Annotated in this window: 22 protein-coding genes; 4 read left to right on the plus strand and 18 right to left on the minus strand. The window is 72.1% G+C overall.

Annotated elements, in window-relative coordinates:
- Positions 1–1239: 1239 nt before the first annotated feature.
- A complete protein-coding gene (locus tag H9652_RS14530) occupies positions 1240–2385 on the plus strand; it encodes a tyrosine-type recombinase/integrase (RefSeq protein WP_191796885.1) in 1146 nt (381 codons plus the stop codon).
- Positions 2386–2466: 81 nt separating this feature from the next.
- The gene (locus H9652_RS14535) at positions 2467–3720 is read left to right on the plus strand and encodes a phospholipase D-like domain-containing protein (RefSeq protein ID WP_318244187.1); all 1254 of its coding nucleotides are present in this window, start codon (positions 2467–2469) and stop codon (positions 3718–3720) included.
- Positions 3721–3737: 17 nt separating this feature from the next.
- On the opposite strand, the gene H9652_RS14540 is transcribed toward H9652_RS14535, so the two are convergent.
- Both H9652_RS14540 and H9652_RS14545 read right to left on the minus strand, forming a co-directional pair.
- Positions 3738–4577: an MBL fold metallo-hydrolase gene (locus H9652_RS14540; protein ID WP_191796886.1), complete on the minus strand. Its 840-nt coding sequence runs from the start codon at positions 4575–4577 to the stop codon at positions 3738–3740.
- A 66-nt stretch (positions 4578–4643) separates the two neighbouring features.
- A complete protein-coding gene (locus H9652_RS14545) occupies positions 4644–5204 on the minus strand; it encodes a TetR family transcriptional regulator (protein ID WP_191796887.1) in 561 nt (186 codons plus the stop codon).
- A gap of 140 nt (positions 5205–5344) precedes the next feature.
- Between H9652_RS14545 and H9652_RS14550 the strand changes: the two genes are divergently transcribed.
- Positions 5345–6070, plus strand: coding sequence for an SDR family NAD(P)-dependent oxidoreductase (locus tag H9652_RS14550; RefSeq protein ID WP_191796888.1), 726 nt, complete (start codon positions 5345–5347; stop codon positions 6068–6070).
- A gap of 100 nt (positions 6071–6170) precedes the next feature.
- Here H9652_RS14550 and H9652_RS14555 read toward each other — a convergent pair whose 3' ends face one another.
- The 9 genes from H9652_RS14555 to H9652_RS14595 form a co-directional block, all read right to left on the minus strand.
- The gene (locus H9652_RS14555) at positions 6171–9569 is read right to left on the minus strand and encodes a pyruvate carboxylase (RefSeq protein ID WP_191796904.1); all 3399 of its coding nucleotides are present in this window, start codon (positions 9567–9569) and stop codon (positions 6171–6173) included.
- Between the two features lie 271 nt (positions 9570–9840).
- Positions 9841–10431 carry a MerR family transcriptional regulator gene (locus H9652_RS14560; RefSeq protein ID WP_191796889.1) on the minus strand — a complete coding sequence of 197 codons (591 nt, stop codon included), beginning with the start codon at positions 10429–10431 and terminating at the stop codon, positions 9841–9843.
- Positions 10432–10674: 243 nt separating this feature from the next.
- Positions 10675–11193: a bifunctional nuclease family protein gene (locus tag H9652_RS14565; RefSeq protein ID WP_371415754.1), complete on the minus strand. Its 519-nt coding sequence runs from the start codon at positions 11191–11193 to the stop codon at positions 10675–10677.
- A gap of 107 nt (positions 11194–11300) precedes the next feature.
- A complete protein-coding gene (gene ftsR / locus H9652_RS14570; protein ID WP_318244188.1) occupies positions 11301–12110 on the minus strand; it encodes a transcriptional regulator FtsR in 810 nt (269 codons plus the stop codon).
- Positions 12107–12598 carry an FHA domain-containing protein gene (locus H9652_RS14575; protein ID WP_191796890.1) on the minus strand — a complete coding sequence of 164 codons (492 nt, stop codon included), beginning with the start codon at positions 12596–12598 and terminating at the stop codon, positions 12107–12109. The genes ftsR and H9652_RS14575 overlap by 4 nt, the downstream gene beginning before the upstream one ends.
- Positions 12599–12781: 183 nt before the next feature.
- Positions 12782–14218 (minus strand): DUF881 domain-containing protein, encoded by a 1437-nt coding sequence (locus H9652_RS14580; RefSeq protein WP_191796891.1) that lies wholly within the window; start codon positions 14216–14218, stop codon positions 12782–12784.
- 8 nt (positions 14219–14226) lie between these two features.
- Positions 14227–14559, minus strand: a complete 333-nt coding sequence (locus tag H9652_RS14585; RefSeq protein WP_030151349.1) for a small basic family protein — start codon at positions 14557–14559, stop codon at positions 14227–14229.
- A complete protein-coding gene (locus H9652_RS14590; protein WP_191796892.1) occupies positions 14556–15557 on the minus strand; it encodes a DUF881 domain-containing protein in 1002 nt (333 codons plus the stop codon). The genes H9652_RS14585 and H9652_RS14590 overlap by 4 nt, the downstream gene beginning before the upstream one ends.
- Positions 15554–16153 (minus strand): CDP-alcohol phosphatidyltransferase family protein, encoded by a 600-nt coding sequence (locus H9652_RS14595; RefSeq protein WP_318244189.1) that lies wholly within the window; start codon positions 16151–16153, stop codon positions 15554–15556. The genes H9652_RS14590 and H9652_RS14595 overlap by 4 nt, the downstream gene beginning before the upstream one ends.
- Before the next feature lie 477 nt (positions 16154–16630).
- Here H9652_RS14595 and H9652_RS14600 point away from each other — a divergent pair, with 477 nt between their 5' ends.
- Positions 16631–18553, plus strand: a complete 1923-nt coding sequence (locus tag H9652_RS14600) for a DEAD/DEAH box helicase (RefSeq protein WP_191796894.1) — start codon at positions 16631–16633, stop codon at positions 18551–18553.
- A gap of 145 nt (positions 18554–18698) precedes the next feature.
- Here H9652_RS14600 and H9652_RS14605 read toward each other — a convergent pair whose 3' ends face one another.
- The 7 genes from H9652_RS14605 to ribD all read right to left on the minus strand — a co-directional run.
- The gene (locus tag H9652_RS14605; RefSeq protein ID WP_318244190.1) at positions 18699–19175 is read right to left on the minus strand and encodes a PH domain-containing protein; all 477 of its coding nucleotides are present in this window, start codon (positions 19173–19175) and stop codon (positions 18699–18701) included.
- Positions 19176–19366: 191 nt separating this feature from the next.
- A complete protein-coding gene (hisG, locus tag H9652_RS14610; protein ID WP_191796895.1) occupies positions 19367–20221 on the minus strand; it encodes an ATP phosphoribosyltransferase in 855 nt (284 codons plus the stop codon).
- 193 nt (positions 20222–20414) lie between these two features.
- Positions 20415–20678 (minus strand): phosphoribosyl-ATP diphosphatase, encoded by a 264-nt coding sequence (locus H9652_RS14615; RefSeq protein ID WP_056651951.1) that lies wholly within the window; start codon positions 20676–20678, stop codon positions 20415–20417.
- A 133-nt stretch (positions 20679–20811) separates the two neighbouring features.
- Entirely contained in the window at positions 20812–21279 is a 468-nt protein-coding gene (gene ribH, locus H9652_RS14620; RefSeq protein WP_191796896.1) for a 6,7-dimethyl-8-ribityllumazine synthase, read from the minus strand.
- Positions 21276–22670, minus strand: a complete 1395-nt coding sequence (gene ribB, locus H9652_RS14625; RefSeq protein ID WP_191796897.1) for a 3,4-dihydroxy-2-butanone-4-phosphate synthase — start codon at positions 22668–22670, stop codon at positions 21276–21278. Before ribB ends, ribH begins: the two co-directional genes overlap by 4 nt.
- A gap of 8 nt (positions 22671–22678) precedes the next feature.
- On the minus strand, positions 22679–23389 hold the full coding sequence (locus H9652_RS14630) for a riboflavin synthase (RefSeq protein WP_191796898.1): 711 nt from the start codon (positions 23387–23389) through the stop codon (positions 22679–22681).
- Positions 23389–24225, minus strand: an 837-nt coding sequence (ribD, locus tag H9652_RS14635; RefSeq protein WP_191796899.1) for a bifunctional diaminohydroxyphosphoribosylaminopyrimidine deaminase/5-amino-6-(5-phosphoribosylamino)uracil reductase RibD, incomplete at its 5' end; no start/stop codon positions are given. The genes H9652_RS14630 and ribD, both read right to left, overlap by 1 nt.

Below are 24225 nucleotides of genomic sequence, written 5' to 3' on the forward strand. Positions count from 1 at the left end.
GTCAGGAGCCTCAGAAATGGCCTCTGACCTGCAACGATGTCCTCAACGAGCGGTTGGTCCGGGGGAGTGGCAGGCAGGATTCGGGCGACGGGCGCGCACCGTACGGGCCTGCTGCAAAGCCTCCATACCTCTCGATATCGCTCTGGTCGAGGTGTCGCAGCAAGGAACGAGCTCGTGCCACACGACCCGGACGGCCTTGGCCACGGCCTGCGGCGATGGCAGCGGGCCCGTCCGGCGGTGCGTGGCGAGCCGACGACCGATGCAGGCCGAGGTCGACCCGTACGGAGATCTCGTGCTGACGCCGTCGGAGACGGAGCATCTGAGCGACGAGCTGCGTTCGTCGTACGCGGCGCGGCGCCGCATGTCACACCATCGACGAGATCCTCGGGCGCGCTGCCCGCTGAGCGGCAGAACCGACGACGGAGCCGTGCTTCGCGGGTGGCCAGCACGCGGGTGCACCAGCGCGTCCTCAGCCCCTCCGAAGCAACGCCGATAATGTACATTATGTCATTACGACGTTCGGACCACACCCCTCTCGACTGCGCACGGCCCGTCGGAAGCGGCTGATCTCGCGCAGATTCGGAGTCGTCACGCCACCCCAGAGCCGCCCAGGTCTCGCCGGCGCTGCATCACAGGAGCCGGTCGCAGGCTCCCTCCATCGCAAGGGCGTCAGCCAGGAGCGCCCGCCGAGACCTGGAGTCGAGAATGAGCTCAGGACCGTTCGTGGCGACGCGTCCCGTAAATCCTGCAGGAACCTTCGGTTCGCCCAGACGCCCTGTACGCAGCTCGGGCGCCTCGGCCGCTGCCCGTGCGGCATGTGCTGCGCTCGTGGTGACGCTCCTGGCGACCGTCCTCGCAGTCACGGCACTGACGGCCGTCCTCACGGCAGTCGTCGCTGTCGTCACGGCGCCGTGGTGGGCGTATCGCTTGTGGTTGGCCCCGCTTCTCGACCGGTCCCCCTCCAGGGCCGGCGCCCTGCGGCCCGCCATGACAAGGCGAGCCGAGCAGCGGGCCGTCGCGTCGCCGTCGGGCATCTGAGGACACGCGGCACGACCTCTTTCGTGATGCCGCAGCACTGCGGTACGCTCCTTCAATTGGGACATACACGACAAACCATTGTGTTTAGCACAACACCGTGGTGAGACCTCGTGACCTCGACCCTCGACCGCTCGCGGTCCTGTCAGTGGCGCCCCCTATGCTCCGGATGTCCGGTCTCGTCCCGTCCTCAGGAGCTGTTCGGTGGTCGCCCCTCCCCGCCTACGCCGCGTCACCGTCGCCGAGGCGGTCTCCACGTACCTCTCCTCCGTCTCGGCGGAGACGCTCCGTGGCGTCCTCTCCCCCACGACCCAGCGCAACTACGAGCGTGACCTGCGGGAGTTCTCCTCCCTCGCGGGCCCCGAGACCGTCCTCGACGACATCACCGGTGCCGACATCGACGACTTCCTCCTGCGGTACCAGATCACTCCGGACGGGCGATACACCGACCCGCGGACCAAGCCCGACGGCCCGGGACGGTCGGCTGCGACCGTCAACCGGTTCCGCCAGTCGGTCTCCCGGTTCTTCACGCACGCGGCCCGCGACGGGTGGGTCCAGGCCGACCCGATGCAGTGGGCCGCTCCCCCGGCCCGGCTCCGCGGCGGCCTGCGCGTCGCCCGCACCGCGCTGTCGGCGACGGCCGCGCAGGCGCTCCTCGTGACCGCGAGCACCAAGCCGCGACCGGCCGGCGCCTCGGCATCCACCGCGACGGGCAGCGCCGGGCACCCGCGTCCCGACCACGACCTCGCCGTGCGGGACCGCCTCATCATCGCGCTCCTGCTGATCCTTGGCCCACGAGTCTCGGAGGTCGCCCGCGCGGACGTCGACGACTTCGTCCGCGAACCCGACCAGACCCGCTGGCGCATCAAGGGCAAGGGCGGCACGGTGCGCACCGTCAGCCTGTCCGAGCCCCTCGCACGGGCGCTCGACGAGTACCTCGCTGCGCTCCGGCCCTCGCTCCTGGCACGCAGGCCGGGCGACGCCGATGCCGCCCGGGCCCTCCTGCTCACCTGGCGGGGCCGACGCATCGACGCCCAGGCGATCCGCGCGCTGCTCAACCGGTGCGTCGCCCGCATGCCCGAGGAGTACCGCCGGGCAGCGACCCCCCACGCCCTGCGGCACACGACCGCCACGCTCCTCGTCGCGCAGGGCTGGGACGTGAAGGTCATCGCCGAGCTGCTGGGGCACGCGTCGATCGCCACGACGGGCGTCTACCTCGACCGGATCGAGGGTGAGCTCGCGGCCGCGATCCGTTCCCACCCCCTGTCGACCGGGCTGCCCGCGGAGATGGGCAGCGAAGGACTCCTCGAAACGGACATAGACGGAGAAAACGTCGCTCCTAGGGCGTGACGTGACGGCCTGGTGACCGCAACGGGCAAAGTCACCCCATTTCTCCGGGTGCTCTCGGCGACCTGAGGCTACGGTGAGCAGGTGCGCCCCTCGAAGACCTCTCCCGTCCAGCTCGCCCGAACGGTGATGGCCCGCGCAGCAGTGCTCGCGGTCGCGGTCCCCGTGACCGTCGCGACCGGGCTGGTGATCGCCGACGCCATCCGCAAGCGACGCGTCACCGACCCCAGCAAGTTCCCCCGCTCCGCCCCGGCCGAGGCGAGCATCGGCGAGACGACGACGACGATCTTCACCTACGGTGACGACCTCTACCGTGAGATGCTCGCGGCGATCCGCGGGGCCAAGCGGCGCATCATGCTCGAGACGTACATCTGGAAGGGTGACGACCTCGGCAAGGAGTTCAAGGACGCGCTCGTCGAGGCGACCGAGCGCGGCGTCGAGGTCTTCGTGATCTACGACGGCTTCGCGAACCTCGTCGTCCCCCGCGAGTTCCTGACGTTCCCCGAGCCGATCCACGTGATCCGCTACCCGGTCTTCCGCCCCGGGGTCCTGGTGCTCAACGTCCGCAAGTCGGGCCGTGACCACCGCAAGATCCTCGTGGTCGACGACGAGATCGGGTTCGTCGGCGGGTACAACATCGGCGCCATGTACGCGACGCAGTGGCGCGACACCCACATCCGGCTCGCGGGGCCGTCGACCTGGGAGCTGCGCAACGCGTTCGTCGACTTCTGGAACTCGAACCGCAAGCCGGGCCAGCCGCGCCTCGAGGACCCGGGGTCACGGCTGTGGCTGCCCGAGCTCCGCGCGGCCCGCAACGCCCCCGCCCACCTGGTCTTCCCGATCCGTGGCATCTACCTGGACGCGATCGACCGGGCGTCCGACCACATCTACATCACGCAGGCCTACTTCATCCCCGACCGCGAGATCCTCGACGCCCTGCTCATGGCTGCCCAGCGCGGTGTCGACGTCCGCGTCCTGGTCCCCGAGCGCTCCAACCACGTCGTGGCGGACTGGCTCTCCAAGGGCCTCTACACGACCCTGCTGCGCGGCGGTGTGACCATCTGGCTCTACAAGGACGCCATGGTCCACGCGAAGACGGCGACGATCGACGGTCGGTGGACCACGATCGGCACGGCCAACATCGACCGTCTCAGCCTGACCGGGAACTACGAGGTCAACCTCGAGATCGTCGACGCCGGCATCGCGGCGCAGATGGAGAAGGTCTACGACGTCGACCTCAGCAACTGCCGCGAGCTCACGCTCGAGGAGTGGTCCGGACGGTCGCTCGCGGCGAAGCTCGGCGAGGTCGCGCTCGCGCCGCTGCGGCCGCTGCTGTAGGTCGGCTCCCGCAGCACCTACTCCCGCGTGGCGTCCGCGACCTCCTCCTCGGGGCGCGGAGGGACGGTCTCGTCGACCTCGATGGTGGGCACCTCGTCGAACTCGGGGTGCTCGCGCAGGATCGCGTCGGCGACCGCCTCCGGGTCGCGGTGCGGGACGGGCTCGTGGGTCATGGTCTGCTCCTCGCCTCTCGGGGTGACGTCGAGATGCCCGCCCACCTCGAGCGGGCGGTAGTCGTAGGTGCCGCCGGTGCGCCCCTCGCCGAACAACCGGTGGACCAGGGTGAGGCCTGCCGGGGACAGGATCGCGTCGTGGATCGGGATCATGGTCCGAGGGTCGAGCGAGCGGACGAAGTCGATGCCCTCGGCGATCTTCATCCACGGTGCGGCCACCGGTGCGAGGAGGACGTCGAGGCGGTCGTCGGTCAGGGGCGGGCTGAACGAGTCACCCGGGTGGTACGTACGTACCCCGTCGCCGGCCACCAGGTAGGTGACGTTGGTGACCCGTGGCACGTCCGGGTGGATGAGCGCGTGCTGCCCTCCCCCGACCAGCACCGAGAACGGCCCGATCGTCAGGACGTCGCCTGGCTCGACGACCTGGAACCGTTCGCCGTCGGGCGTCTCCCCCAGCCGGTCGAACGCTGCCTCCGGTCCGACGACGCGCAGCTCGGGGTGCATCCCGAGTGCGGCGCGGACGGCGCCGACGTCGAGGTGGTCGGGGTGCGCGTGCGTCACGAGCAGCGTCCCGGGGGTGACGAGCGCCGCGGCGGTGTCCGCGAATGTCCCAGGATCGAAGGTCAGGGTGGTCGCCGCGTGCTCGAGCGCGACGCAGGAGTGGCCGTGGAACGTGATGCGCATCTGTCGCCTTCGGTGGGGTGGCTGAGGGTGGTTCCAGTGTGCCGCGCGGCGGGGCGTCGCGCCGGGTCAGGGGGCGAGCAGGAGGTCGACCAGACGCTGGGCGGCCGCGTCCGTCCGCTCCAGGTCACCCGTGACGAGGCGGTCGAGCAGGAGCCCCTTGAGGCCGGACGTGAGGAGCGTGGCGTCGATGCGGGCGCCGTCGGGCGCTCGCCCGACGGCGACCAGGAGGCGCTCGACGTGCTCGACCCACGTGGTCACGGCGTCCTGGGCGATCGCGTGGTGCGGGCTGCCGTCCTCGAGGGACGTCGTGAGCACCTGGAGCATGAGCGTGAAGTGTCCGGTGTGGGCGGGGTCGGTCATGCCGACCCACGCCGATCGCGCGGTGATGCGCGGGTCGGTGGTCTGGACGGCGTCGAGCGCCGCGATCATGCGTCGACGGTGCTCGACGAGCACGGCCTCGAGCAGGGCGTCCCGGGTCCCGAAGTAGTGCACGAGCATCCGGGCGCTCGTGCCGAGCGACGGAGCGAGGGATCTCAGCGTGAAGCCGCTGAGGCCCGTGGCCTGGAGGTGGTCGAGCGTGCCGGAGACGAGCTGGGCGCGTCGCTCTTCGTCGGGGGTGCGTGACACGGTGACTCCGGCTGGGGGTTGACGACGGGACGGTGCGAGCCTACGTTGACCACATGAGTGTAACGCGTGTTACAGGTAAGGTGGACGCCTCGACCCGCACCAGGCACGGCTCCCCCGCCCCCCGCTGGACCGCAGCCCTCGTGACTGGCGGAAGCTCCGGCGTCGGGCTGGCGCTGGCCCGCCGCCTCGTCGCGGACGGCACGACCGTGCTCGTGTGCGGGCGCGATCCCGGCCGCCTCGCGGACGCTGCGGCCCAGGTCCCCGGCCTGCGCACCCTGGTCGCCGACCTCTCCCACCCCGACGACGTCGCCCGCCTCGCACGCACGGCGGTCGACCTGCCCGGCCTGGACCTCGTCGTGCACAACGCGGCCGTCCAGCTCGACCGCGACTGGGTCGTCACGCAGCGTCCCGGGGCGACGGGCCCCCTCGTGCGGGATGCTGCCGCCGAGCTCGCCGCCGACCTCGGTGCCCCGCTGCACCTGACTGCGTACCTCCTGCCGGTTCTCGCCGAGGCCCCGCGCGCGGCGGTCGTCGCCGTCACGTCGGCGCTCGGGACCGTCCCCAAGCGCTCCGCGCCCGTCTACTGCGCGGCCAAGGCCGGACTGAGCGCCTTCACCACGTCGCTCGGGTACCAGCTCCGTGCCACGGCCCCGCACGTCCGCGCGATCGAGGTCGCGCTCCCCCTCGTCGACACCGCGATGACAGCGGGCCGCGGGGCACGCAAGATCACGCCCGACGCCGCCGCTACCGCCATCCTGTCCGCCCTCGCCGGGCGCAGGGACAGGGTCCACGTCGGGGCCGTGAGGCACCTGCTCGCCATCCATCGCGTGGCACCCCGCCTTGCGGCGCGGATCGTCGCCGACTGACGACTCGCCCACGGACGACGGCGGTCCGGGTGGGAGGCTCAGAGCCTCCCACCCGGCCCGCCGACTGCTGCGCCTCCAGGCCGTCGCCCGGGCACGTTCGTCACACGATGACGAGCACCAGGTCCCCGCCCTCGAGCTGCTGGACCGCGGCGATCGCGACGCGCTGCACGGTCCCGCCCACGGGGGTCGTGATCGCGGCCTCCATCTTCATGGCCTCGACCGTCGCGACAGTCTGCCCCGCCTCGACGACATCCCCCTCGTGCACGACGGGCGTCACGGCGCCCGCGAAGGGAGCGGCGACCTGGCCCGGTGCGGCAGGGTCGGCCTTCTCGGCGAGCGACGCGTCGACCTCGATCGAACGGTCCCGCACCTGGAGCGGACGGAGCTGACCGTTGAGGGTGAACATGACGGTGCGCATGCCCCGCTCGTCAGGGACACCCACGGCCTCGAGGCCCACGAGGAGCTTGACGCCACGCTCGAGCGAGACCTCGACCTCCTGGCCGGGCGTGAGCCCGTAGAGGTAGGCCTGGGTGCCCAGGACGGACACGTCGCCGAACGCCGCGCGCGTCGTCTCGTAGTCCTTGGTCGGGCCGGCGAACAGCAGGTGGTTGAGGCGGTTGCGGCGAGCGGCCGAGTCGCCGTCGAGGTCCGCCTGGTCCTCCTCGCCGAGCGGCGTCACGGGTGTGCGCACGACGCGCCCCGCGAGAGCCTTGCTACGGAACGGCTCGGGCCACCCACCGGGCGGGTCTCCGAGCTCCCCGCCCAGGAACGCGATGACCGAGTCGGGGATGTCGTAGTCCTGGGGGTTCTCGGCGAAGTCCGCCGGGTCTGCGCCACGGGCCACGAGCTGCAGCGCCAGGTCACCCACGACCTTCGACGACGGGGTCACCTTCACGAGGCGACCGAGGATGCGGTCGGCCGCGGCGTACGTGGCCTCGATCTGCTCGAACCGGTCGCCCAGTCCGAGCGCGATGGCCTGCTGGCGCAGGTTGGAGAGCTGCCCGCCGGGGATCTCGTGCTCGTAGACGCGACCCGTCGGGCTCGAGAGCCCCGACTCGAACGGGGCGTAGAGGCGGCGCACGGCCTCCCAGTACGGTTCCAGGTCGCACACGGCGCGCAGCGACAGGCCCGTGTCGCGCTCGGTGTGCTCGAGGCCTGCGACGAGTGCGGACATCGACGGCTGGCTCGTGGTGCCCGCCATCGCGGCGCTCGCGACGTCGACCGCGTCGACACCAGCGGCCACGGCAGCCATGAGCGTGGCCATCTGCCCGCCCGACGTGTCGTGCGTGTGCAGGTGGACGGGCAGGTCGAACCGCTCGCGCAGCGCCGTGACCAGGCGCGCTGCGGCAACAGGGCGCAGCAGACCAGCCATGTCCTTGATCGCCAGCACGTGTGCGCCGGCGTCGACGATGCGGTCGGCGAGCTCGAGGTAGTAGTCGAGCGTGTACAGGGACTCGGCCGGGTCGAGAAGGTTGCCCGTGTAGCACAGCGCGACCTCGGCGACGGCGGTGCCGGTCGCACGGACCGCGTCGATCGCCGGGCGCATCTGCTCGACGTCGTTGAGGGCGTCGAAGATCCGGAAGATGTCGACGCCCGTGGCGGCCGCCTCGCGGACGAACGCCTCGGTGACCTCGGTCGGGTACGGCGTGTAGCCCACCGTGTTGCGACCGCGGAGCAGCATCTGGAGGGCGACGTTGGGCATCGCCTCGCGCAGCGCCGCCAGGCGCGCCCAGGGGTCCTCGCCGAGGAAGCGCAGCGCGACGTCGTACGTGGCTCCGCCCCAGGCCTCGACCGAGAGCAGCTGCGGCGTCAGGCGAGCGACGTACGGGGCGACGGCGAGCAGGTCGTGCGTACGGACCCGGGTGGCCAGCAGGGACTGGTGGGCGTCGCGGAACGTGGTGTCGGTGACCCTGACGGCGGTCTCGGAGCGCAGCGCGCGAGCGAACCCCTCGGGTCCCAGCTCGAGCAGCTGCTGGCGGCTGCCAGGGATCGGCGCCACCGACAGGTCGAGGGCGGGGAGCTTGAGGGCCGGGTCGATCGCCCCCGTACCCGGCCCGTGCGGCCTGTTGACGGTCACGTCGCCCAGGTAGCTCAGGAGCCTGGTGCCACGGTCGGCGCTCTCGCGGGCGGCGAGCAGCTCGGGGCGCTCGTCGATGAACGACGTCGACAGGTTCCCCGCGATGAACTCGGCGTCCGAGAGGACGGCCTGCAGGAACGGGATGTTCGTGCGGATGCCACGGATGCGGAACTCCGCCAGGGCACGCCGGGCACGGCGCACGGCCGTCGGATAGTCGCGCCCACGGCACGTGAGCTTGACGAGCATCGAGTCGAAGTGGCCCGAGATCTCCGACCCGGCGGTCGCGGTCGCGCCGTCGAGCCGGACGCCGGCGCCCCCCGGCGACCGGTAGGCCACGATGCGGCCCGTGTCGGGGCGGAACCCGTTGGAGGGGTCTTCGGTCGTGATGCGGGACTGGAGGGCCGCGCCGTTGACGTGCACGTCCTCCTGGCGGATGCCCAGGTCCTCCAGGGTCTCCCCGGCCGCGATGCGCATCTGCGACGACACGAGGTCGATGTCGGTGACCTCCTCGGTCACGGTGTGCTCGACCTGGATGCGCGGGTTCATCTCGATGAACACGTGCTGGCCGGCCCGCTCCCCCACGGTGTCGAGCAGGAACTCGACCGTGCCCGCGTTCTGGTAGCCGATCGACCGGGCGAACTTCACCGCGTCGGCGCACAGGGCGTCGCGGATCGCCGGATCCAGGTTCGGCGCCGGGGCGATCTCGATGACCTTCTGGTGACGTCGCTGGACCGAGCAGTCGCGCTCGTACAGGTGGACGACGTTGCCCTGGCCGTCGGCGAGGATCTGGACCTCGATGTGGCGCGGGCGCAGCACGGCCTGCTCGAGGAACATGGTCGGGTCGCCGAACGCGCCGTCGGCCTCGCGCATCGCGGCGGCCAGGGCTTCAGGCAGGTCCTCGCGCCGGTCGACGCGGCGCATGCCGCGCCCACCACCCCCGGCGACGGCCTTGGCGAAGATCGGGAAGCCGATCTCGTCCGCGGCGGCGATGAGCTCGTCGATGTCGGCAGAGGGCTCGCTCGACGCCAGGACCGGGATCCCCGCTTCCTTGGCAGCCTTGAGCGCGCGCACCTTGTTGCCTGCGAGCTCGAGCACCTCCGGGGGCGGCCCGACGAACGCGATGCCCGCCTGCTGGCAGGCCCGGGCGAGGTCCGGGTTCTCGGACAGGAAGCCGTAGCCGGGGTAGATCGCGTCGGCGCCCGAGTCCTTGGCGACGCGCACGATCTCCTCGATGTCGAGGTAGGCGCGGACCGGGTGGCCCTCCTCACCGATCCGGTACGCCTCGTCCGCCTTCAGACGATGCTCGGAGTTCCGATCCTCGTAGGGGAAGACGGCCACCGTCCGGGAGCCGAGCTCGTACGCCGCGCGAAACGCTCGAACCGCGATCTCCGCGCGGTTGGCGACCAGAACTTTCGAGAACACCAAGTACCCCATCCGTCATCGTGGGTCGGGCACGGGACACTCGCGAGAAGAGGTCCACGCACCCGCTCGTCACGGGCGCCGCTCCGGCGCGAGCCGGGGACGTCCAGAGGCGATCTTCGCACGGCCACCCGCGCAGGACGTCACCGGAAGGGGGCGAGCGGGAGAAAAGGTGCTCATCGCCACGGGCCGGCCGGCCGCGAGCCCGGACAGGAGAAGACCCCGCTGAGGGCGGGGTCCTGGGGTCTCGGGCGCCTCTGCGGCGCGGGGTGCGTCAGCCTGCGCTTCGTGCCCGACGGCGGAGCTCGAGCTCGTCCTCGGTCGGGACCCCCGGGGTCTCGTCGTCACCCAGGGACTCTGCCGGCATGTCGCTCAGCGTCCCCTCGACCTCGCGCCAGACACGGCCGACCGCGATGCCGAACACTCCCTGGCCACCCTGGACCAGGTCGACGACCTCGTCCGGGGACGTGCACTCGTACACGCTCGCGCCGTCGCTCATGAGCGTGATCTGCGCGAGGTCGTTCACGCCGCGCTCACGCAGGTGCTCGACCGCAGTGCGGATCTGCTGCAGGGAGACCCCGGTGTCGAGCAGTCGCTTGACGATCTTGAGGACGAGGATGTCCCGGAAGCCGTAGAGCCGGTGCGTCCCCGAGCCGGAGGCGGAGCGGACGGTCGGCTCGACGAGGCCGGTGCGGGCCCAGTAGTCCAGCTGCCGGTAGGTGATGCCCGCGACGCGGCACGCCGTGGGGCCACGGTAGCCGGTGGTGGTGTCGTGCTCGGTGATGTCCTCGCCGAACAGCAGTCCCTGGGCCGCGTGGGAAACAGGAGCCCCCGGCTCCGCTCCAGCTCTGCCGCTGCTGTTCACTGTGCCTCCAAGGATGATGTGGACTCCACGCTAGGCCCGGGGCCGGGGAGCGTCAACGACCGGGACCTCGGGAGGGTGAGCGTGTCGCGTGAACCACCCGCCGTCGTCCCCTGCGGCCCCCCTGACAACGGCGCCCGACCACTTGTCCCAGTTTAGTCCGAGATGACCCCTTTGCCATCATGGGCGACGGGCACGCACGACCTGCGTCCGTGACACGGCACTGCTCGGAGCATGGCCGCACGGCTACCGCTCCCCCGGTCCCTCGCCGGGTTCCGGCGGCCCGAAGTCCTCGGGCGAGACATGCTCGAGGAAGTCACGAAACTCTGCCACCTCCCGCTGCTGCTCGGGGTCGACGATCTCCACCCCTGCGAGGGCGATGATCTCCGCCGAGCACATGACGGGACTGTCCGTGCGCACAGCCACGGCGATCGCGTCCGACGCCCTGGCATCGACCCGGACCCCCGTGCTCAGGACCATCTCGGCGAAGAAGATCCCGTCGTCCAGTGCCACGATCTCCACCCGCAGCAGGCCCACGTGCACCGCTTCGAGGACATCTCGGAGCAGGTCGTGCGTCATCGGCCGGGGTGCCGTCAGGTGCGCCTGAGCCATCGCGATCGCGCTCGCCTCACGAGGGCCGATGATGATCGGGACGACCAGCTCGGCCGCGGGATCGAGGAGCAGCACGACGATCTCCTGCCCTGCTCCCTGCTGCTGGCGCACGCCGAGCACCTCGACCGGGACCATCGGCACCTCGTTGCTCACCCGTCCACCGTACGACGGCGGGCGCCGTCCGTCAGGAGGAGGCGCACGGAGGGTCCCGCACCACCTGTCCGCAGGGCCGAGCCGTCCAAGGGACGTGCGGGCGCGACTCAGGTCGTGAGGTCTCCCACGCCCTGGCGGAGCCACACGGTGTGCAGCTTCGCGAAGAGCTCCCCGACCTCACCGGCGAGGGCTCCCGCATGGGCGCGCGCCGACGAGGACTGCTGGCTGCGCCACGGGGCGACGACCTGCTCGACCAGGCCCACGTGGCGGTCCGCCGACGTGCGCAGCAGGCGAAGGTGGCGCGGCTCGATCCCGTACTCGCCGAGCGCTGCCGCGAGCTGGACGACCTCGAGGGACCACGCGTCGAGCTGTCCTCCCGGGGCCTGACGAAGGACGCCGGCCGAGATCAGCCCCTCGACCAGCGAGACGTCCACCCCCGCAGCGCTCGCGAGCGACTCGACGGTGTATCGCTGCCGAACCGTCGTGGTCTCGGTCTCGCCGTCGCTCGCAGCCAGCCGGAGGGCCGGGTTCTCGACCACCTCGCCCGCGTCGAGCGCCGCGAGGTTCTCCTTGATGACCTTGAGCGGGAGGTATCGGTCGCGCTGCTCGAGCAGGACGTACCGCAGCCTCTCGACGTCCGCCGGGCAGTACTGCCGGTACCCGGACGGCGTCCGCTCGGGGTCGATGAGCCCCTGCTCCTCGAGGAACCTGAGCTTCGAGTGGCTCACGCTGGGGAACTCCGTGCGCAAGGCACGCAGGACGTCCGAGATGCGCATCGTCGCGCGCCGCGAGATGCCCTGAGGCCAGGGTTCGGCGGACTGCTCGACGTCGTCCTCGTCGGTCGATCGTGCGGTCAGCGCACCTGTGCCGTCGAACCGGTTCTCGTGCCCCCACGGGGAGCGTGCCGGCTGGTTCACGGGTGCTCTGCCGCGCCTTCCGCCGACCCCACGGTCTGCCCGAGGACCGGGCTCGTGTAGAAGGTGAGGCGGTACTTGCCGATCTGCACCTCGTCGCCGGTGACCAGGGCCACGGCGTCCACGCGGTTGCGGTTGACATAGGTCCCGTTGAGCGAGCCGATGTCACGCACGACGAACTGGTCGTTGTCCCGGACGAACTCCGCGTGCTTGCGCGAGACCGTGACGTCGTCGAGGAAGATGTCCGCGTGCTCGCTCCGGCCGGCGACGGTCCGCTCGGCGTCGAGGAGGAAGCGCGAGCCGACCGAGGGGCCACGCTGCATCACGAGCAGCGCCGAGTGGCGGGGCAGTGCCGAGATCGCTGCCTGTTCCTCGGCGGTCAGACCACCGGGCTGCGCACCCTCTTCGATCGGCAGCTCGATCCGCCCGAACGTGACGGTCGTGTCGCTGCCTCCCCGGCGTGGCTCCGCAGATTCACCTGGAGTGGTCATCTCGCCTCCTCGGGAGTTCTTTGACGCATTCAGAGCAAAATGCGTGGGTACGGAAAGGTGCTGCACGCTCTCCCGCGCCCTCTTGAGGGTGGGGGATGCGGGCAATACCCGTCCAACCCGTCCAACCTACCCCGCCGGGTGGCTCGGAGAAAAGTATCCGCCCACGTCACGAGCCCCGAAGGGTCAGTTTCCGCCCTCCGCGGGCACGGGCGTCGCGAACTCGGGGGCCTCCGGCTCGCGCGTCGACGAGATCGTGATCAGGTCCTCCTGGGTGATCTTCGGATTCGCGCCCTCGTTGCGGACCGACGACATCGCACCGCCGGGAATCTCGAGCGCGGTCTCGAGAGTCGACGGGTCACCGATGGCCTGCCACTGGTAGGGGGACGAGATCTTCTGCCCGTCGACCACCATCCCCCGACTCGTCTCCTCGAAGTAGCTGCTCGTGACCAGGCGGATCCCGTTGACCTCGACGACCTCCACGCCGGCGTTGCGGAGCTCCTCGAGGATGTTGAAGAGCTTGCTCGCGGGGATCCGCTGGTCGGTCTCGGTGATCGTCAGGGTGATCCCCGGCCCCTCGGCGGGCAGTCGACCCGAGAGGATCCCCTGCGTCTGCGACTGACGTTGCGCGAGCTCGAGGGCGGCGCGCTGCTGTCCTGACCCCGAGCTCAGCTCGTCACGAGTGTCCTGGAGCCCCTGCACGCGGGACTCGAGATCGTTCGCGCGCTGGGTGACGTCGTCCAGGAGGCGGACCAGGTCGCTCTGGCGCAGCGACGAGAGCTGCTGCTCCTGCGTCTGGCTCACCTGCACGGCCAGTGCGAACCCGAGCAGGGCGCACAGGAGACCGGCGAGGAGCTGGGAACGGGTGACCGTCGGCCTCATGGCGCGACCGAGCTTCGCCCAGCCGCCCGAGGAGTCGGTGCTCGCCCCCGTGGGGATGGCGGGAGCGCCTCCGGTCGCCTCGTGGCGCCCGTGCGGCCGGTCCGGGTCCGGGAGCGGAGGCGTCGCGGTCGGGGAAGGAGCAGAGGTCTCGGTTCCGGCACCAGCGCCGAGACCGACGTCCGTGGCCGTGGGTGTGCCTTGCGGCTGGCCCTCGGTCGGGGTCGCACCCGCTGCCGACGCGTCCGTCACCGTTGCAGGCTCGCCGCTGTCGCCCGGCTCGTCGGCGACGTCCCACGGCACGTCGGACGCGGTCCGGCTGTCACCGCTGTCGGCCGTGGCGGATGCCGTGTCGGCCGTCTCGCCGGCCTCGGGCGTCTCGACCGTCGCGTCGACGGTCAACGGTCTGCCGTCCAGCGTGCCCTCTGCGCGTCCCGCCTCAGGAGCGGCGTCGTCAGTGTCGTCGTGTGCCTCGGGATCCACCGGAGGGGCGACAGGCGCAGGAGGCGCGTCGGGCCGGGCAGCATCGGGCGCGCCGGGCACCTCGGCCACGGCGTCGACGGCGCCAGGCTCGGCCGGGTCGCCGGGAGAGGTCTCGTCCGCGTCCGCGGTGGGTCCGGTCGGCACCGCGGCGTCCTCGTCGGGACGCTCCGTCTCCCCGGCGGCGACGTCGGCCTCATGGGGTGGAGCGGTTTCAGGGTTCTCGGGGTCCACGGGACCGGTGGGGGTCGAGTCCGTCGTCATCGCTTCACCTAGGCCTTGAACAGGTGCCGACGAATGGCGGCGGCGTTGGAGAAGATGCGGATCCCGAGGACGACGACGACGCCGGTCGAGAGCTGCGTGCCCACTCCGAGCTGGTCTCCGAGGAACACGATAAGGGCCGCGACGACCACGTTCGAGAGGAACGAGACGAGGAAGACCTTGTCGTTGAAGAGCCCGTCGAGCATGGCGCGCAGACCGCCGAAGAGTGCATCGAGCGCCGCGACGACCGCGATGGGCAGGTAGGGCTGCAGGGCGACGGGGACGGTGGGTTGGAGCACGAGCCCCGCCACGACTCCGAGGACCAGTCCGACGACTGCGATCATTCCGTGCTCTCCTGCCCTGCGAGTGAACTGTCGGCTCCGGTGGGACCGGTCGTCGACGCGGGGCTCTCCGTCTCCCCCGTCGACGCGCCGTCCTGACCGGTCGGCGCCTCAGGCTCGTCACCTGTGGCTGCCGTGGAGTCTACGGCGTGCGCGTAGAACAGACGTTGGATCCCGTTGCCCGGCAACGAGAGCTTGCTCTGCGCGATCCGGCTGTACTGGATCCCCCACGTCGAGCTGATGGTGCTCAGGTACCCGGGGGCCGCCGAGCGGGCGAACTCGGTCTCGAGCGTGGCTGGGTCCCCGATCGCCTCGACCCTGTAGGGGGCGATCAAGGGCTGGAGGTCCACGAGGATCGCCTCGCCCGCGCTCCGGACGGCGCTGAGCGGCGTGAGGCGCTGCCCGTTGATCGCGATGGCCTCCGCGCCGGAGGCCCAGAGCGAGTTCACCACGCGCTGCAGGTCACCGTCCTGCACCTTCTTGTTGTGGGACTGGTCGTCCGCGCCCACCCCCTCCGCGGCGTCGTTGAGCGTGATCACGAGCCCCGGACCGGTGACCGCGATCGACCCGTTGGAGACGCCGTCGGTCTGGAGCGTCTCGAGCAGGAGGGGGTCGACGTCGGCGAGGGCGTCCGTCTGCAGGGTCTCGATCTCCTCGCTCAGGGCCGTGGCCTGCGCGGACAGCGCGTCGACGTCGTCCCGCCGGCTCACGATCTCCTTCTCGAGCACCTTGCGCGCCTCGATCGCGGCACCCTGAGGCGCGCGCAGGTCGATCGTCGCGGCGGCCGTCACGAACCCCAGCAGGATCGCGAGCGCGGCGACGAGGATCCAGGTGCGGGTCTTGCGGGGTGGTTCGTCCCCGGCCGCGCGCCGTGCGGCGGCCTCGGCGTATCCGGCGTCGAGCGGGCGGTCCATGACCTCGGTGAGGAGGGTCATGGAGGCGTCGAGGGCCGGCTTCCCGTGTCGGGAGCCGTGCGCGTCGTTGCGGGGGGCGGAGGTCATCCTGCGGCCGTCTCCTGGGGGTCGGTGCGGGGTGCGACGAGCTGACGGGTCTGGCGGATGTACTGGACGCCCGCGAGCCAGTAGAGGCCGACGCCCCATCCGGTGAAGGCCCAGCCGATGATGGAGGCGGTCGCGCCCAGGGCGCCGGGGGCCTCGGCCAGCAGGAGGAGCGGGAAGGCGTAGAGGAGTGCGAAGGTCGCCGCCTTGCCGACGAAGCTCACGGGGAGCGGGCCGTACCCGTGACGGGTGAGGACGGGCAGGAGGCACAGGAGGGTGACGTCGCGGAGGAGGATCACGACGAGGACCCAGAGGGGGACGACGTCCCTCCAGGCGAGGCCGACGAGGGTGACCAGGATGAAGAGCCGGTCGGCCGCCGGGTCGAGCATCTGGCCGAGCTTGGTGACCTGGTCCAGGCGTCGGGCGAGGATGCCGTCGAGCCAGTCGGAGGCTCCGGAGATCGCGAGGACAGCAAGCGCCCATTCGTCGTTGCCGCGGACGATGAGGACCGCGAAGACGGGGACGAGGGCGAGCCGGAGCAGGCTGATGACGTTGGGGATCGTGAGGATGCGTGAGCTGACCTCTTGATCTGCTGCCACGCCCACCGTCCGTTGCTCCGTGCGTCTCGCGCGTCCTGTTGCCGTCTTCATCCTACGGTGGGCCATCCTAGGGCCGGGCGGGTGCGGGGCGCTGGCATTTCGCGGTCCCGGCGGGGCGTTGTGGCCGGTTCTTCCGGTTCGTGCGGTATGGCCGGTGGGTGGCGTGCGCGACAGGTGCCATGGGGAACCTGGTGGGGAGCCGGAGCGTTCGGTTCTGCGCTCCCCCGTCAGGCAGGGGCGCGAGGCCTCTGTGCTCGACGTCACCGGGTGCCCGTTCCCCCTCGGGGGCGGGCGTCGCGTAGACTGGCGGCACAATCTGGAGTTCGTCGCTGTTCCCGCGTGTTCGTGTGAGTGTGGCCCGCCGCTGTTTTTGCGCGGGCGAGTCACCGGTGTGTGTTCGGGAGTGCGGCCAGTGGAGAGCCGACTTGGCGACCACGCGTAACTCCCACCCTCAGCGAAACGGTTGAACACATCTCCATGTCTCTTGACACCTCTGCGCCCTCGCACGCCCTCGACCAGGTCGAGGCCGCCCAGACGCCGGCTCCCGCCGAGCAGTCGGGTCCCACGTTCGCAGACCTGGGTCTGCCCTCGAACATCCTGAAGGCCGTGACGGACCTCGGCTTCACGATCCCCTCCGCGATCCAGGAGCGCGCGATCCCCGCGCTGCTCTCCGGGCGCGACATCACGGGCGTCGCCCAGACCGGTACGGGCAAGACCGCCGCGTTCGGTCTGCCGATGCTCGCCGCGATCGACCCGAACCTGGGTCGCGTCCAGGGCCTGGTCCTCGCTCCGACCCGTGAGCTCGCGATGCAGGTGGCCGAGGCCATCGAGTCGTTCGCCAAGCACGTGCCGGGCATCGAGGTCGTCGCGGTCTACGGCGGTTCCCCGTACCAGCCCCAGCAGCGCGCGCTGCAGCGCGGCGCCCAGATCGTCGTCGGTACCCCCGGTCGCGTGATGGACCACCTGGAGCGTCGCAGCCTCGTGCTCGACGACATCCGCTACCTGGTCCTGGACGAGGCGGACGAGATGCTGCGCATGGGCTTCGCCGAGGACGTCGAGAAGATCTTCGGCCAGGCACCCAAGGAGCGTCAGGTCGCGCTGTTCTCCGCGACGATGCCGGCCCCGATCCGTCGGGTCGCCGCCCAGCACCTGAACGACCCGGTCGAGATCGCGGTGACGCGCCAGTCCTCGACGGTCACCTCGGTGCGCCAGACGTACTCCGTCGTGCCGTTCCGTCACAAGACCGGCGCGCTGGTGCGTGTTCTCGCGACCTCGGACGCCGATGCGGCGATCGTGTTCACCCGTACCCGTGGTGCGGCCGAGGAGGTCGGGTCGGCTCTCGTCGAGCGCGGCATCTCGGCGGCCACGATCTCTGGTGACGTGGCGCAGAAGGACCGCGAGAAGATCGTCGAGCGTCTGCGCTCGGGCGCTCTGGACGTCCTGGTCGCGACCGACGTCGCGGCGCGTGGCCTGGACGTGGACCGCATCGGCCTGGTCGTGAACTTCGACCTGCCGGGCGAGCCGGAGGCGTACGTTCACCGCATCGGCCGCACGGGTCGTGCCGGTCGTACGGGCGAGGCCCTGAGCTTCGTGACCCCGGGCGAGCGCAACCGTCTGAAGTTCATCGAGAAGACCATCCGCGCGAGCCTCGAGGAGGTCGACGTGCCCTCCCCCGCGGACGTCTCCGCGCACAAGGCTCGTCGCATCCTCGGGCAGGTCGCCGAGCGCCAGGCCGCCGGTCGCCTGTCGATGTACCGCGACCTGGTCGCGGCGCACGTCGCGGAGTCGGGCATCGACCCGATCGACCTCGCGGCCGTCCTGGTCGCCCTGTCGGTCGGTGACGACGGCCCCAAGGCGCGCGAGGAGCAGGAGCTCTTCGAGGCTCAGCGTGCCGAGGCGAAGAACGCGCGCCGTGAGCGCGAGTCCCGCCCCTACGGCGACCGCGACTCGCGTGGCCCTCGTGAGGGTGGTCGTGGCGGTGAGCGCGGCATCCGTCGTGACGCCGTCGGGACCCGCTACCGTCTCGCCGTCGGGCACACGCACGGCGCCCAGCCGTCGGGCATCGTCGGCGCGCTGACGAACGAGGGTGGCCTGAACGGCAAGGACCTGGGCAAGATCGACATCTTCCCGAGCTTCTCGCTGGTCGACATCGCCACGCCGCTCGATGCCGCCACGATCGACCGCATCTCGCGCGCCCGGGTCGCGGGCAAGTCCTTGCGGATCCAGGTGGACCAGGGTGCGCCCCAGGGTGCCCGTGGCCCCCGTGCGGGTGGTTCGGCGCCTCGTTCGGGCGGCTACTCCGGTGGTCACTCGGGCCACGGCCCGGCCGGTCGCTACGACGAGCGTGGCGAGCGCGGCGGCGAGCGCAAGGCTCCCCGGTTCCGCGCCGGCGAGCGCTGAGCGCACCGACGGGTCCTGAGCAGGACCGCTGAGCACGACGTGAGGGCCCCCGGAACCCCCAGGTTCCGGGGGCCCTCCCTCGTTGCGGGGTCGGGCCCCTGGTGGGCGCTGGCCCGAGCAGGGCCCGGTGCCCGACGGCGCCGCGTCAGTCCTCGTGCGCCTCGCCGTGGGCCGCGACGAGTGCCGCCAGGCGCGCCGCCTCGCTCTCGCTGCGACGGGCCCCGTCCGCACGCTGGATGCCCATGACCGCGAGCGCCTTGCCGTCCGACAGGTCGAGGCGTACCCAGGGGTCGCCGGGGCCGAAGCGCACGGAGACGACCTGGGGCCAGTCGAGGCGGCGGGTGAAGACGATGTTGTGCACGGTGAGGTGTTCGGGGGTGACGGTGGCTCGTACCTGGCCGAGGCGCCACAGGATGAGGGCGCAGAAGGCGCCGACGCCGATCGTGGCTGCCTTGTTCCAGCCGGAGTCGGTGCCGGGTCCGGTGGCGACGAGGGCGACGAAGGTGCATCCGGTGAGGATCACGAGGGCGGCGGTGTAGGCGACGGCGGTGCCCCAGCGGGGGCGGAAGGGCGCGTAGGGGTCGCCGGGCAGGTGTTCGGGGGGTGCGACGTTGCTGCTCACGTTCCTATCCTCCCCCTGTCTGTCCTGCGGACGGCGTCGGCCGGTGCCGGGAGACGGCGCTGCCCGGGTGCCGGCGCGGTGGTGCGCGGCACCCGGGCAGCGTGGTGCTGTGTCCGGCTCCAGGGGCGTGCGGGGCTGCTCGGGTGGGTCTCCCCGGGCCTCCGGGCCTTCGGGTGCCCCTGGAGGGGGGCTCAGAGGCGGCAGGCGTGGATCGAGGTGACGAGGATGGCGCGCGCCCCGACCTCGTAGAGGGCGTCCATGAGCTTGTTGGTCTGGTCGCGGCGCACCATGGCGCGCACGGCTGCCCAGTCCCGGTCGTGCAGCGGCGAGACGGTCGGGGACTCGAGGCCGGGCGTGAGGGCCACTGCGGCCTCGACGAGGTGCGCGGGCACGTCGTAGTCCATGAGGACGTACTGGCGGGCTGTGAGGACGCCCAGCAGGCGGCGGGTGAGCGTCTCCAGGCCGGCTGAGACCTCGTCGTCGGTCACGGAGGCCGGGCGGATCAGGACGGCCTCGGACTTGAGGATGGGGTCGCCGAAGACCTCGAGGCCTGCGCCGCGCAGGGTCGTGCCGGTGGACACGACGTCCGCGACGACGTCGGCGATGCCGAGCTGGACCGCGGACTCGACCGCGCCGTCCAGGTGCACCACGGAGGCCGTGACGCCGTGGGTGCGCAGGTGGTTCTCCACCAGCACCTCGTAGGACGTGGCCACGCGCAGTCCTTCGACCTGGTCGAGGGATGTGATGGTGCCCACGGGGGCGGCGTAGCGGAACGTGGAGCCGGCGAAGCCGAGCTGCATGTGCTCGACGGCCTCGGCCCCCGAGTCGAGCAGGAGGTCGCGGCCCGTGATGCCGGCGTCGACCGTGCCGGTGCCGACGTACACGGCGATGTCGCGGGGGCGCAGGAAGAAGAACTCGACGTCGTTGTCCGGGTCCGCGAGCACGAGCTCACGGGTGTCGCGGCGCTGGCGGTAGCCGGCCTCGCGGAGCATGTCGACGGCGGGCTCGGACAGGGAGCCCTTGTTGGGAACGGCGATACGGAGCACGGGGTCCTCGCGTTTCTTGGGGGAGTTCGGGGACGGGGCGGTCAGGGTGACCGATCACCCGGTCGGCGCGCCGGCGACGGCGGGCGCGCAGGGACGGACGGTGGACGACTGCGGACGACGGACATGCGTGAGGGAAGCGACCCGGTGGCCTGAGCCTCCGTGCGCCTCCCCCTGGACCCGGACCTGGCCGGGTTCACAGATGCTTGTACACGTCCTGCAGGGTCAGGCCCTTGGCCAGGAGCAGCACCTGCACGTGGTAGAGGAGCTGGGAGACCTCCTCGGCCGTCTTGTCGTCACCCTCGTACTCGGCCGCCATCCATACCTCGGCGGCCTCCTCGACGATCTTCTTCCCGATCGCATGGACACCGGCATCCAGCTCCGCGACCGTGCCGGAACCGGCGGGTCGGGTGGTGGCCTTCTCGGTGAGCTCGGCGAACAGCCCTTCGAACGTCTTCACCCGACCAGGGTAGTCGCCCGGCGGTGGGTGGGCGGACCTGTCCCGCCCACCGGTCACCGCGCGACCGCGGCCCCCCCCCCGGGGGGGGGGGGGGGGGGGGGGGCCCCCGCGCCGTCGGGCCGTCAGCGGGTGCTCACAGGTCGCGCAGCGCCACGACCGTCGCGATGGCCGCCTCGGCGGCCTCCGCGCCCTTGTCCTCCCGGGAGCCGGGCAGCCCGGCCCGGTCGAGGGCCTGCTGCTCGTCGTCGCACGTGAGCACCCCGAAGCCGACCGGGACCCCGGTGCGCACCGAGACGTCCGTCAGGCCGGTCGTGGCGGCCGAGCACACGTACTCGAAGTGCGGGGTCCCGCCGCGGATCACGACGCCCAGCGCGACGACGGCGTCCGCGCCGTGCTCGGCGGCGCGTGCGGCCGCGACGGGCAGCTCGAACGAGCCCGGCACGCGGATCTCGGTGACGTGCGAGACGTGCGCGGCCGCGAGCGCCCGACGGGCGCCCGCGAGGAGGCCGTCCATGACCTCGGTGTGCCAGCTGGCGGCCACGACGGTGATCCGCAGCCCGGTGCCGTCGACGGTGATCTGGGGTGCTCCTGCGCCGCTCATCGGTCGCTCTCCTTCGTGGTGGGGGTGGTGTCGGGGGTGATCTCGAGGCTGTCGAGGAGGTGGCCCATGGCGACCTTCTTCGTCATGAGGTAGCCGTGGTTGTGCTGGCCGTGCCCGACCTCGAGCCGGTGGGCGTCGGCGACGTCGATGCCGTGCGCGGCGAGCCCGGTGACCTTGGCGGGGTTGTTCGTGAGGAGCGTGACGCGGTGGAGGCCGAGGTCGTGCAGGATCGCGGCCGCGGCCCCGTACTCGCGCCGGTCGACGGGCCAGCCGAGCTCGAGGTTGGCCTGGACGGTGTCGAACCCGGCGTCCTGGAGCTCGTACGCGCCGATCTTGGCGAGCAGGCCGATGCCGCGTCCTTCGTGCCCGCGCAGGTACACCACGGCGCCGCCCTGGGCGGCGACGCGTTCCATGGACGCCTGGAGCTGGGGGCCGCAGTCGCAGCGCAGCGACCCGAACGCGTCCCCGGTCAGGCACTCGGAGTGCACGCGCACGAGGGGCGCGACGGGGGCGCCGTCCGGCCCGGTGCCGGCGGGGGCGCCTCCTCCCGCCGGGACGGCGACGGGCACGAGGGCCACGTGCTCCGCCCCGGTGCGCAGGTCGCGGTACCCGTGGACGCGGAAGTGGCCGTGCGCGGTGGGCAGGTCGGCCACGCTCGTGGCCTGCACACGGGGCACGAGCGTGGGCTGCGTGTCCTGCTCGGGGACGGCGGGGTCGTGCTCGCGGCGCCACGCGATGAGGTCGGCGATCGTGATGAGCACCAGCCCGGCGTCCTCGGCCGCACGGGCCGCGTCGTCGAGCCGCATCATGGTGCCGTCGTCGTTGACGAGCTCGGCGATGCCCCCGACCTCCCCCGCCCCGGCCAGGCGCACCAGGTCGACCGCCGCCTCGGTGTGCCCGGCACGGTGCAGCACCCCTCCCGGGACGGCACGCAGGGGCAGGACGTGCCCGGGGCGGATGAGGTCGACCGCGCCCGAGGCCGGGTCGGCCAGGACGTGCAGGGTCCTGGCGCGGTCCGCGGCGGAAATCCCCGTCGTGACGCCCGTGGCGGCGTCGACCGTGACCGTGTACGCCGTGCGCCGGGGGTCCTGGCTGTGGGGGACCATGAGCGGCAGGTCCAGGGCGTCGGCCCGCGCTGCCGGCATGGGTGCGCACAGGTAGCCCGAGGAGTGCCGGATGGTCCACGCGACCCACTCGGGGGTCACGGTCCCGGCCGCGAAGACCACGTCGGCCTCGTTCTCGCGGTCCGGGGAGTCGGCGACCAGGACGGGACGCCCGGCACGGATCGCGTCGAGGGCCTCCTCGATGGTGCCGGTCCGCACGCGCCCGGGGTGCTCGGGAGGGTGGGGGGTGGCGTCGCCGGGACGGTCGGCGTCGGGCTGGGAGGTCATGGCGGTGCTCATTCCTTCGCTGCGCTGGTCCGGAGGGCGTCCGCCGGGCCGGCGGCGACCGCGGGCGCGTCGGTGCCCGCGAGCGCCCGACCGTCCGGGTCTGCCAGGTGGGTGGCGGCACCGGTCGTGAGGAGTCGCTCGACGTACTTCGCGAGGACGTCGACCTCGAGGTTGACCCGGTCACCAGGGGCCAGGGAGCCGAGGATCGTGGCCTCGAGCGTCGTGGGGATCAGGGACACGCCGAACGAGGCGTCGTCCACGTGGGTCACCGTGAGGGACACGCCGCTGACGGTGATCGAGCCCTTCTCCGCGACGTAGCGCGTCAGGCCCGGGGGCGCGGACACGACGAGGTCGTCCCACCGCTCCCCCGGGGCCCTGCTCACGAGGGACCCGACGCCGTCGACGTGGCCCTGCACGATGTGCCCACCCAGGCGCGTGTCGGCGCGCACCGCCCGTTCGAGGTTCACGGGCGACCCGGGGCGCAGGTCGCCCAGGGCGGTGCGGCGCAGCGACTCGGGCATGACGTCGGCCGTGAAGGTGCCGTCCTGCCCCACGCCCGTGACTGTCAGGCACACCCCGTCGACCGCGATCGAGTCGCCCAGGTGAGCGTCCGAGGTGGCGAGGGGGCCGTGCACGGTCAGGACGGCGTCGGAGGTCTCACCCCCGGGGAACGCGATCTCGCGGACCGTGCCGATCTCTTCGACGATTCCGGTGAACATCAGCTCTCCTGTTCGGGGGTGGTGCGGTGGGTGGTGCCGTGGGTGCGGGTCGGGCCGTCGGGCGTCGGCGGCCCCGGCGCGGGGACGTCCGGGGCGCGGGGGCCGGGTGCGGGAGGCGTCGACGACACGGCGGGAACGGTCCGGGCCACGACCAGGACGTCCTCCCCCAGTCGACGCACGTCGTGCGTGGCGAAGCGGGGGGCGCCCGCGAGCGTCGTCACGCCCAGGTCGCCCACGGCCCCCAGGCCCGCCCCCAGGAGAACGGGCGCGAGGTACGCGTGGACCTCGTCGACCGCGCCTGCCGCGAGGAACGCCGTCGCCAGCCCCGGGCCGCCCTCGACCAGGACGTGGCGCACCTCGCGCGCGGCCAGCTCCGCCAGGACCGCGCGGACGTCGTGCGTGCGCACCTGCAGCACCGGCCCGCCCCCGTCGGTCGTCCAGGTGCCCCCCGGCGCGAGCCGCACGTGCGGGGGAAGGTCGCGGAGCCCGACGACGACACGCAGGGGCTGGTGCTCGGCAAGCCCGGGCTCCCGCCCGACCACCCCACCAGCGACACGCAGGGGCTGGTGCTCGGCAAGCCCGGGCTCCCGCTCCTCTGCGGCGTTCGCAGGAGACGTCGTGCGCGCCGTGAGCGACGGGTCGTCCGCGACGACGGTCCCGGTGCCCACGAGGATCGCGTCGACCTGCGCCCGCACCCGGTGGGCGTGCTCGCGCGCAGCGGGCCCCGTGATCCACTGCGAGGTGCCGTCGGCGGCCGCCACGCGCCCGTCGAGGGTCGAGGCGAGCTTGAGGGTCACGTAGGGCCTCCCGCGCCGCACCGCGACCAGCCACGGCCC

This window comes from Oerskovia rustica, from assembly GCF_014836555.1.
Classification (GTDB): Bacteria; Actinomycetota; Actinomycetes; order Actinomycetales; family Cellulomonadaceae; genus Oerskovia; species Oerskovia rustica.

Excerpts from the sequence above, each read along its gene's own strand:
- ribB (WP_191796897.1), bottom strand. The coding sequence starts at position 22,670 with ATGACCTCCCAGCCCGACGCCGACCGTCCCGGCGACGCCACCCCCCAC.
- H9652_RS14585 (WP_030151349.1), bottom strand. The coding sequence starts at position 14,559 with ATGATCGCAGTCGTCGGACTGGTCCTCGGAGTCGTGGCGGGGCTCGTG.
- H9652_RS14575 (WP_191796890.1), bottom strand. The coding sequence starts at position 12,598 with ATGACCACTCCAGGTGAATCTGCGGAGCCACGCCGGGGAGGCAGCGAC.
- H9652_RS14630 (WP_191796898.1), bottom strand. The coding sequence starts at position 23,389 with ATGTTCACCGGAATCGTCGAAGAGATCGGCACGGTCCGCGAGATCGCG.
- H9652_RS14590 (WP_191796892.1), bottom strand. The coding sequence starts at position 15,557 with ATGACCTCCGCCCCCCGCAACGACGCGCACGGCTCCCGACACGGGAAG.
- ribH (WP_191796896.1), bottom strand. The coding sequence starts at position 21,279 with ATGAGCGGCGCAGGAGCACCCCAGATCACCGTCGACGGCACCGGGCTG.
- H9652_RS14540 (WP_191796886.1), bottom strand. The coding sequence starts at position 4,577 with ATGCGCATCACGTTCCACGGCCACTCCTGCGTCGCGCTCGAGCACGCG.
- H9652_RS14580 (WP_191796891.1), bottom strand. The coding sequence starts at position 14,218 with ATGACGACGGACTCGACCCCCACCGGTCCCGTGGACCCCGAGAACCCT.
- H9652_RS14600 (WP_191796894.1), top strand. The coding sequence starts at position 16,631 with ATGTCTCTTGACACCTCTGCGCCCTCGCACGCCCTCGACCAGGTCGAG.